10 protein-coding genes and 1 tRNA gene are annotated in these 8,956 nt (G+C 72.2%); 6 read left to right on the forward strand and 5 right to left on the reverse strand.

The window, feature by feature from the left end; genetic code table 11:
* Positions 1–70 precede the first annotated feature (70 nt).
* Positions 71–144: transfer RNA gene (locus QZX64_RS05710), tRNA-Pro, on the reverse strand.
* Between the two features lie 91 nt (positions 145–235).
* A complete protein-coding gene (locus QZX64_RS05715; protein WP_295657641.1) occupies positions 236–1,156 on the reverse strand; it encodes a metallophosphoesterase in 921 nt (306 codons plus the stop codon).
* A gap of 25 nt (positions 1,157–1,181) precedes the next feature.
* Here QZX64_RS05715 and QZX64_RS05720 point away from each other — a divergent pair, with 25 nt between their 5' ends.
* Positions 1,182–1,640: a GatB/YqeY domain-containing protein gene (locus tag QZX64_RS05720; RefSeq protein WP_295657642.1), complete on the forward strand. Its 459-nt coding sequence runs from the start codon at positions 1,182–1,184 to the stop codon at positions 1,638–1,640.
* A gap of 3 nt (positions 1,641–1,643) precedes the next feature.
* On the opposite strand, the gene QZX64_RS05725 is transcribed toward QZX64_RS05720, so the two are convergent.
* Complete coding sequence (locus QZX64_RS05725; RefSeq protein WP_295657643.1) at positions 1,644–3,986, reverse strand: transglycosylase domain-containing protein; 2,343 nt, start codon at positions 3,984–3,986, stop codon at positions 1,644–1,646.
* 235 nt (positions 3,987–4,221) lie between these two features.
* Between QZX64_RS05725 and QZX64_RS05730 the strand changes: the two genes are divergently transcribed.
* Positions 4,222–4,512: a WhiB family transcriptional regulator gene (locus QZX64_RS05730; RefSeq protein ID WP_295657644.1), complete on the forward strand. Its 291-nt coding sequence runs from the start codon at positions 4,222–4,224 to the stop codon at positions 4,510–4,512.
* A 16-nt stretch (positions 4,513–4,528) separates the two neighbouring features.
* Here the strand turns inward: QZX64_RS05730 and QZX64_RS05735 are convergent, their stop codons facing one another.
* On the reverse strand, positions 4,529–5,680 hold the full coding sequence (locus QZX64_RS05735) for an ArsA family ATPase (RefSeq protein WP_295657645.1): 1,152 nt from the start codon (positions 5,678–5,680) through the stop codon (positions 4,529–4,531).
* On the reverse strand, positions 5,677–6,702 hold the full coding sequence (locus QZX64_RS05740) for an ArsA-related P-loop ATPase (protein ID WP_295657646.1): 1,026 nt from the start codon (positions 6,700–6,702) through the stop codon (positions 5,677–5,679). Before QZX64_RS05740 ends, QZX64_RS05735 begins: the two co-directional genes overlap by 4 nt.
* A gap of 125 nt (positions 6,703–6,827) precedes the next feature.
* Between QZX64_RS05740 and QZX64_RS05745 the strand changes: the two genes are divergently transcribed.
* The 4 genes from QZX64_RS05745 to QZX64_RS05760 are packed head-to-tail and all read left to right on the forward strand — an operon-like array spanning position 6,828 to position 8,885.
* Positions 6,828–7,598, forward strand: coding sequence for a CoA transferase subunit A (locus QZX64_RS05745; protein WP_295657647.1), 771 nt, complete (start codon positions 6,828–6,830; stop codon positions 7,596–7,598).
* The gene (locus tag QZX64_RS05750; RefSeq protein ID WP_295657648.1) at positions 7,595–8,266 is read left to right on the forward strand and encodes a 3-oxoacid CoA-transferase subunit B; all 672 of its coding nucleotides are present in this window, start codon (positions 7,595–7,597) and stop codon (positions 8,264–8,266) included. Before QZX64_RS05745 ends, QZX64_RS05750 begins: the two co-directional genes overlap by 4 nt.
* The gene (locus QZX64_RS05755; RefSeq protein WP_295657649.1) at positions 8,263–8,736 is read left to right on the forward strand and encodes an XdhC family protein; all 474 of its coding nucleotides are present in this window, start codon (positions 8,263–8,265) and stop codon (positions 8,734–8,736) included. The genes QZX64_RS05750 and QZX64_RS05755 overlap by 4 nt, the downstream gene beginning before the upstream one ends.
* Before the next feature lie 20 nt (positions 8,737–8,756).
* Complete coding sequence (locus QZX64_RS05760) at positions 8,757–8,885, forward strand: hypothetical protein (RefSeq protein WP_295657650.1); 129 nt, start codon at positions 8,757–8,759, stop codon at positions 8,883–8,885.
* The last annotated feature ends 71 nt before the right edge of the window (positions 8,886–8,956 follow it).

The following is an 8,956-nucleotide window of genomic DNA, read 5'->3' on the forward strand; positions in this document are numbered from 1 at the left end:
ACACAGCGAAGGTCCGGCCCCCCGGTGGGGGTCCGGACCTTCCATCTCCATCTCCTGCGAGATGACACTGTCGGGCTGACAGGATTTGAACCTGCGGCCTCCTCGTCCCGAACGAGGCGCGCTACCAAGCTGCGCCACAGCCCGATCGCCCGTGTGGACCGACCGGTCCTGGGGCACGGCGAGCATACCCGAGCGCTCTCGGCGTCCCGCAATCGACCCGGGCGGACGCGACGCCTCAGCGCGGGGTGAGGGTGACCAGCGTGGCCTCGGGCCGGCACGCCACCCGGAACCGGACATAGGGACTGGTGCCCAGACCGGCCGAGACGTGCAGCCACGACGAGCCCGGGTCGCCGGGGGCCGAGTCCGCCGGGTGGCGGTGCAGCCCCTTGACCCGAGCCGGCTCCAGGTCGCAGTTGGTCGTCAGGGCGCCGATGCCCGGCACGCACACCTGGCCGCCGTGGGTGTGTCCGGCGACCACCGCGTCGTACCCGTCCGCGGCGAACTGGTCGAGCACCCGGAGGTACGGCGCGTGGGCCACCGCGAGCCGGACGTCGGCGTGCGGGTCGGCCGGCCCGGACACCGACGACAGGTCGTCGTAGCGCAGGTGCGGGTCGTCGACGCCGGCGAAGGCGATCCGGGTGCCGCCGACGTCCAGGGTGCCGTACCCGTTGGTCAGGTCGAGCCAGCCGGCGTCCTCGAAGGCCCGGCGCAGGTCACGCCACGGCAGGTGCGGCGAGCTGGTGTTGCGCCTCCCGTCGTCGGGGAGCAGGTAGCGCAGCGGGTTGCGCAGCGTCGGTGCGAAGTAGTCGTTCGACCCGAGGACGAACACCCCGGGCACCTCGAGCAGGCCGGCCAGCGCGCCGACGACCGGCGCGACCGCCCGCTGGTGGGCCAGGTTGTCGCCGGTGTCGATCACCAGGTCGGGGCGCAGGTCGGCGAGGTCGCGCAGCCACGCCTGCTTGGCCCGCTGGCCGGGGGTCATGTGGATGTCGCTGAGGTGCAGCACCCGGAGGGCGTCATGACCGCTGGGGAGCACCGGCACCTCGACCTCGCGCAGCGTGTAGGCACGCGCCTCGGCCGCGGCGTACGCCGCCAGCCCGGCCCCGAGGGCGGCGCCGGCGCCGAGGGTGCGGGTGGCTGTGCGGGTGAGGTCCACCGGGCAAGGCTGTCACACTGGCCCCATGAGCTCTCTCAAGGACCGTCTCCGCGCCGACCTCACCGTGGCGATGAAGTCGCGCGACGAGGTGCGCTCCTCGACGCTGCGCATGGTCCTGACGGCCATCACCAACGCCGAGGTCGCCGGCAAGCAGCACCGCGAGCTGAGCGACGACGACATCGTCGGGGTGCTCTCCACGGAGGCGAAGAAGCGCCGGGAGGCCGCGGTCGCGTTCGAGCAGGGCGACCGCGCCGAGATGGCGGCCAAGGAGAGGGCCGAGGGCGAGGTGATCGCCGACTACCTGCCCGAGCAGCTGGACGCGGCCGAGATCAGCGCACTGGTCACCGAGGCGATCGATCGGACCGGCGCTTCCGGTGAGGGCATGCGCGCCATGGGCAAGGTGATGGGCGTCGTCACACCGCAGGTCAAGGGTCGCGCCGACGGCGGCGCCGTGGCCGCGGAGGTACGCCGCCAGCTGGGCTGAGGGTCAGCCGCGGCCGCGACCGCGGCCCCGTCCGTTGCTCCCCGAGTCGTCGGAGGCCTCGTCGACGTCGTCCTGGGGCACGCTGCCCGTGGACTGGTAGAGCACGACCGTGTCGCCGCTGCTGAGCGAGGTGCCCGTGCCGGGCGCGCTGTAGGCGACGCGGTCGGCCTCGACCTCGGAGCTGACGTAGCCGCCGTTCCCGGCGACGAAGCCCGCGGCCTCGAGCGTCGCCGTGGCCGCCTCCACCGTCATGCCCGACACGTCGGGCACCGAGGCCAGCACGCCGGCGACCTGGTCGCCCGCGGGTGGGTTGAAGTCCTCGTAGTCCAGGTCCGGCGACACCGCAGCCATCGCCTGCCCCCAGATGGGGCCGGCGATCGTCGAGCCGAAGGCGCTGCTGATGTAGGAGCCGCCGACCGACTGGCCGTTGAGCGTGATCCACTGGCCCGACGAGTTGGCCCCGGCGACCATCGCGGCCGCGGCGAGCTGGGGGGTGTAGCCGATGAACCAGACCGAGTTGTTGCCGTTGTTGGTGCCGGTCTTGCCGGCCGACGGCTTGTCGATGGCGATGTTCTGGCCGAAGCCGCCCGGCTCCATGACACCGCGCAGGACGTCGTTGACCGCGTCGGCGGTCGCCCCCGGCAGCACCTGCCGGCAGGCCTCGGGATAGCTCTTGAGGAGGGAGCCGTTGGCGTCCTCGATGGCCGTCACCGGGCGGGAGTCGCAGTGCAGGCCGCGAGCGGCGAAGGTGGCGTACGCCTCGGCCATCGTGAGCGGGTCCGAGTCGGAGACACCCAGGATCCAGGACGGGACCCTCTGGCTGGGGGGCAGCTCGATGCCCATGTCCTCGGCCAGCCCCAGGGGCTCGCACATGCCGGTCTCGGTCTCCAGCTGGGCGAAGAAGGTGTTCACCGACTGCTGGGTGCCGGTGTAGAGGTCGAACGTGCCCGAGCCGGTCGAGTTGCTGACCGGCCAGGAGCCGCTGCCGGCGTACGGGCCGTTGCAGGTCTCGAACTCCGAGTCGGGGATCTCCATGCTGTCCGGGGAGGGGATGGAGGTGCTCAGCGGGATGCCCTGGTTGATCGCGGAGGCCAGCACGAACACCTTGAAGGTCGACCCCGCCTGGAAGCCGTTGGCGTCGCCGTACTCGCGGGGCACGACGTAGTTGAGGTAGGTCTCGCCGGCCTCCTTGTTGCCGCCCATGGGCCGGGACTGGGCCAGTGCCTTCACGTCGCCGGTGCGGGGCTCGACCATGGCGAGCCCCCCGATGGCCTGGTCCTGGGGGTAGACGGCGTCGGCCACGGCGGCGTCGGCGGCCACCTGGTGGTCCAGGTCGATGGTGGTGCGGATGGTCAGGCCACCCGACCTCAGCAGCCGCCGGCGGGCGGCGGGCGTGTCGCCGAGCGACTCGTCCTGCTCGAGGTAGTTGACGACGTAGTCGCAGAAGAACGGCGCCTGGGACTGCGTGCAGCCGTTGGGCGAGCGGTGGATGTCCAGGCGCAGCCCCGTGGCCTTGATCTTCTCGGCCCTCCGGGGCGAGATGACGTTGAGCTGCGCCATCCGGTCGAGGACGACGTCGCGTCGCTCCCGCGCCTTCTCGGGGTAGTTGGTCGGGTCGTACAGCGTCGGGTTCTTCACCACGCCCGCCAGCATCGCGGACTGGCCGATGCCGAGGTTCTTGGCGTTCTTGCCGAAGTAGTGGCGGGCGGCGGCCTGGATGCCGTAGGCGCCGTCACCGAAGTAGGCGATGTTGAGGTAGCGCTCGAGGATCCAGTCCTTGGAGTAGTTCTTCTCGAACGCGATGGCGTAGCGCAGCTCGCGGACCTTGCGGGCGTAGGTGTCCTCGGTCGCCGCGGCGGCGGCCTGCTTGTCGCGGCCGGCCTGGTCGAGCAGCGTCATCTTGACCATCTGCTGGGTGATCGAGGAGCCGCCCTGGACCACGCCGTCGGAGGCCTGGTTGGTCACCAGGGCGCGCAGGGTGCCCCGGATGTCGAGGGCGCCGTGGTTGTAGAAGCGGTAGTCCTCGATGGAGACGATCGCCTTGATCATCTTGCGCGAGACCTGGCCGAGGCTGACGTTGACGCGGTTCTCGTCGTACAGCGAGGCGATGAGGTTGCCCTCGCCGTCGAGGATGCTGGTCTTCTGCGCCAGCGGGGTGGCCTCGAGCTCGGCGGGCAGGTTGTCCATGCTCTTGGCGACGTCCTTGGCGGCGACGCCGACCACCCCGGCGAAGGGGATGGCGAGACCGGCCACCAGGAGGCCCATCACCGCGGCGACGGCCGCCATCACGCCCAGGTGGGCGAGGGCGGCGGGGCCGTGAGGGCGCGACGAGGCTCGGTCCGACATGCCTCCAGGGTACGGGAGGGACGCCCGGCTCACCCAGCCGACGAGGTGGTCCCTGGCCGGGGCGGACCATCCCGGAGGGCTATCGCGGGACCACCCCGGAGTAGTCCAAGAGGACTATGCGAATTGGGCTATTGGTGGCTGGTGGCGGACCGCTGTGGTCCATACCTTTTACCTCGTAGCGCCGAGGTGGACATCATGGGGATGCCCAACCGGCCAGACAGAATCGGGTTTTCTCATGTGGGTTGAGGACTGGACGACGAAGGCAGCGTGCAAGGAGACGGCACCGGACGAGCTCTTCGTGCGGGGTGCCGAGCAGAACAAGGCCAAGCAGCTGTGCACGGGCTGCCCCGTGAAGACGGAGTGCCTGGCCGAGGCGCTCGACAACCAGATCGAGTGGGGCGTCTGGGGCGGCATGACCGAGCGTGAGCGCCGGGCCCTCCTCCGCCGTCGCCCGGCCGCCTCGTGGCGTGCCGTGCTCGAGGCCGCCCGCGAGAAGCAGACCTCGGTCCCGCACCTCGCCGTCTGACCGACGCCCTGCGGCGTCAGCCGTCGAGGTGGGTGCCGGCGAGCAGCCGGCCCACCTCGCGCAGGCCGTCGAGATCGTGGACGTCGCCGGCCAGGGCCGGCACGACCACGGTCGGCACCCGGGGGTGGGCGGCGGCGAAGCGCTCGCGCAGCCGGGCCTCCCGGGCCACCATCCGGGCTCGATCGGCGTGCACGCGCAGCAGGCCGCCGGTCAGCGACGCGGGGTCGGTGCGCAGGAGCCGGTCGGCGGCCGCCGTGGCCTCCTCGGCGGACAGGCCCTCACCGGACGTCGTGCTGGCGCGGTTGACGACCAGCCCGGCCAGGGGCATCTCCTCGTCGCTCAGACGCTCGACGAAGTACGCCGCCTCGCGCAGCGCGTCGGGCTCGGGGGCCGCGACGACGAGGAACGCCGTGCCGTCGGCCTGCAGCAGCTCGAACGTCTTCTGGGCGCGCTGCCGGAAGCCGCCGAACAGGGTGTCGAGGGCCGCGACGAACGTCTGCACGTCCCGCAGCACCTGGGCGCCCAGGATCTTCGTCAGCGCGTTCGTGACGAGCCCGACCCCGGCGGTCATCAGCCGCGCCGGGCCGCGGGCGGGCATGAGCAGCAGCCGGATGAACCGGCCGTCCAGGAAGCTCGACAACCGCTCCGGGGCGTCGAGGAAGTCCAGCGCGGACCGGGACGGCGGGGTGTCCACGACGATCAGGTCGTAGCTGTCGTCGACCTGCGCCTGCCGGTGGATCTGGCCGAGCTTCTCCATCGCCATGTACTCCTGCGTGCCCGCGAACGAGCTGGACAGGGCGACGTAGAAGGGGTTGTCGAGGATCTGCTGGGCCTTCTCCGGGGTGGCCTGGCTGGTCACCACCTCGTCGAACGTGCGCTTCATGTCCAGCATCATCGCGTCGAGCGAGCCCTTCGCCTCGTCCGACAGCGGCACCGGGCGCGGGGTGTTGTCGAGCTTCTCGATGCCCATCGACTGGGCCAGCCGGCGGGCCGGGTCGATGGTGAGGACCACGACCTTGCGACCCCGCATGGCCGCGCGCACGGCCAGGGCCGCCGAGGTCGTCGTCTTGCCGACCCCGCCGGAGCCGCAGCACACGATGATGCCGGTGTGGGGCTCGTCGAGCAGGGCGTCGACGTCGAGGACGGGCACGCTCACCGGGGCGCTCATCGGGCGACCCCCTGCTGGCGGAGCTCGGCGGCGAGCTCGTGCAGGGCGCCGGGGTCGACGCCGCCCGCGAGCCGCGGGAGCTCGTAGACGGGCACGCCGAGCCGGTCGACCAGCGCGCGCTGGGCATCCTCCAGCGCTCGCCGCTCGGCGTGCTCGCGACCTTCCGTCGCCAGCGTCTCCACCATCTCGTGCGTCGCGTCGACCTTCGCGCGGGTGAGGTCGGCGGTGACCTCCGCCGCGTCGATGACACCGGTGCGCGCCGCCGCGAGCTGGTCGACCGCGAGGTCGCGCGGGCGCACCTGGTTGACGATGACCGCGCCGACCGGCAGGTCGTGCCCGCGGAGCTCGGCGATGGCGTCGGACGTCTCCTGCACGGGCATCTCCTCCAGCACGGTGACCAGGTGGATGGCGGTGCGACCGGACCGGAAGAGCCCCATCACGTTGTCGGCCTGCGACTTGATGGGCCCGACCTTGGCCAGCCCGGCGAGCTCGGCGTTGACGCCGAGGAACTGGCTGATCCGGCCGGTCGGCGGCGCGTCGAGCACGACGGCGTCGTACCGGGTGGCGTTCCTGTTGCGCGCGTTGCGGTCGACGGCCTCGTAGACCTTGCCGGTCAGCAGCACGTCGCGCACGCCGGGCGCGATCGTGGTGGCGAACTCGGTGACGCCGAACCGGTCGAGGGCCTTCCCGGCGCGACCGAGCTTGTAGTACATCGCGAGGTACTCCAGGAACGCCGCCTCGGGCTCGATGTGCAGCGCGTGCACGACGCCGGCGGAGCCGTTGCGGTCGGCCAGCCCCCGCGCGATGCGGCGCTCCTCGTACGGCAGGGGGTCGACGTCGAACATCCGGGCGATGCCCTGGCGGCCCTCGACCTCGCACAGCAGCACGTTCCTCCCGGCCCCCGCGAGGGCGAGCGCCAGGGCGGCGGCCACGGTCGACTTGCCGGTGCCGCCCTTGCCGGAGACCACGTGGAGCTGCACACGGGACCAGTCGGTGGACACCACGTGGGTCGCTGGAGGCATGGCGTGAAGCGTACGGGCGCGGGAGCGCCGGGCCGAACGGGCGTCGTGCCGGGCCGTGACCGGCGCCACGTCGCGCTGGCTAGGATCGCTGGCGTCCCGACACCCCGGCAGGAAGCAGGATCACGATGGACAAGGTCGTCGCGAGCGCCGCGGAGGCGGTGGCCGACCTCCCCGACGGCGCCACCGTGGCCGTCGGCGGGTTCGGGCTCTGTGGCATCCCCTCGGTGCTCATCGAGGCGCTCCTCGAGGCCGGCACCACCGACCTGCAGGCGGTCTCCAACAACTGCGGCGTCGACGAGTGGGGGCTGGGCCGGCTGCTGTACGAGAAGCGGCTGCGCCGGATGATCTCCTCCTACGTGGGGGAGAACAAGGAGTTCGCGCGCCAGTACCTCGCCGGCGAGCTCGAGGTCGAGCTCACCCCGCAGGGCACCCTCGCGGAGCGGATGCGCGCCGGCGGCTCCGGCATCCCGGCGTTCTTCACCGCCACCGGGGTCGGCACCCAGGTCGCCGAGGGCGGCCTGCCCTGGAGGTACGACGACGCGGGCGGCGTCCTGGTCGCCTCGCCGCCCAAGGAGGTCCGCACCTTCGCCACCGCCGAGGGCGAGAAGGAGTTCGTGATGGAGGAGGCGATCGTGGCCGACTTCGCCCTCGTGCGGGCCTGGAAGGGCGACCGCCACGGCAACCTCGTCTACCGCGACTCCGCACGCAACTTCAACCCGCTGGCCGCCATGTGCGGGCGCGTCACGATCGCCGAGGTCGAGCACCTCGTGGAGCCCGGCGAGCTCGACCCGAACGACGTCCACACCCCCGGCGTCTACGTGCAGCGGGTGCTCGCGCTGACGCCCGAGCAGGCGGCCGACAAGCAGATCGAGAAGAGGACGGTGCGACCGGCATGAGCTGGAGCCGAGAGGAGATGGCCGCACGGGCGGCCTCCGAGCTGACCGACGGCTCCTACGTCAACCTCGGGATCGGGCTCCCGACGCTGGTGCCCAACCACGTCTCTGACGACGTCGAGCTGGTGCTGCAGTCGGAGAACGGCATCCTCGGTGTCGGTGCCTACCCGGTCGCCGGCGAGGAGGACCCCGACCTGATCAACGCCGGCAAGGAGACCGTGACCGTGCGCCGCGGGGCGTCGTTCTTCGACTCCGCGACCTCCTTCGGGATGATCCGCGGCGGCAAGATCGACGCGGCGATCCTGGGCGCCATGCAGGTCTCCCGCAACGGCGACATCGCCAACTGGATGATCCCCGGCAAGATGGTCAAGGGCATGGGCGGCGCGATGGACCTGGTCCACGGCGCCAAGCGCGTCATCGTGCTGATGGAGCACACCGCCAAGGACGGCTCGCTGAAGATCCTCGAGGAGTGCGACCTCCCCTACACCGGCAAGCGGGTGGTGCAGCGGATCATCACCGACCTGTGCGTCATCGACGTCGTCGACCCGGCCACCGGTGAGGTCGCCGCCTCGGGCACCCTCGGCGAGCGGGCGCTGCGGCTGGTGGAGCTGGCCCCGGGCGTCACCGAGGACGAGGTCCGCGAGCGGACCGAGCCGGAGCTGCTGTCGTGAGCCAGCGGCAGCAGTCCTGGTCCGACGACGAGGTCGCGCACGGCCGGATCGTGCTGCTGAGCCGCAACCCGGTCAGTGAGGCGATCGAGACCATCGCCGGCGCCGTCGGTCGCGAGGTGGTGGTCGTGGCCGACGACGAGGGCGGCCGCGGCGTCGCCCGGTTGGCAGCGCTGCGACTGGCCGCGGGTGACGCGGTGGTGCTCTGCGACCACGACGCGCCCGACGCCGCGGAGGCCCTGCGGGCGGCGCTCGCCTCGCCCGCGTCGTACGTGGCGATGCTGGCGAGCCGCCGACGGTCCGAGGGCCTGCTGGCGGAGCTCGAGGCCGAGGGCGCGGCGGGGCTCGACACGCTGCACGTGCCGGCCGGGCTCGACACGGGCGGCAAGGCGCCGGGGGAGATCGCGCTGTCGGTGGTCGCCGAGGTGGTGGCGGAGTCGCACGGGCGGACGGGCGGGCCGATGCGACGCTGAACGCGCCGATCGTGCTGCCGATGCCGCCGCTGGGGGTGCTCGGGCCGCCCGAGAGCCTCTCCGGCCTGACCACCAGCCGCTGCCCGATGTGGTCGCGGCCCGACGACCTGGCCGAGCTGGTCTCCGGTCTGGCCCGGTTTGTCAGCTGACCGGCGTACGCCGCGACGCGGTGTGGGCCAGCACGGCCCACCCGACCGAGACGGCGAAGACGGCCGCGAAG

This window comes from uncultured Nocardioides sp. (assembly GCF_902805925.1).
Taxonomy (GTDB): domain Bacteria; phylum Actinomycetota; class Actinomycetes; order Propionibacteriales; family Nocardioidaceae; genus Nocardioides.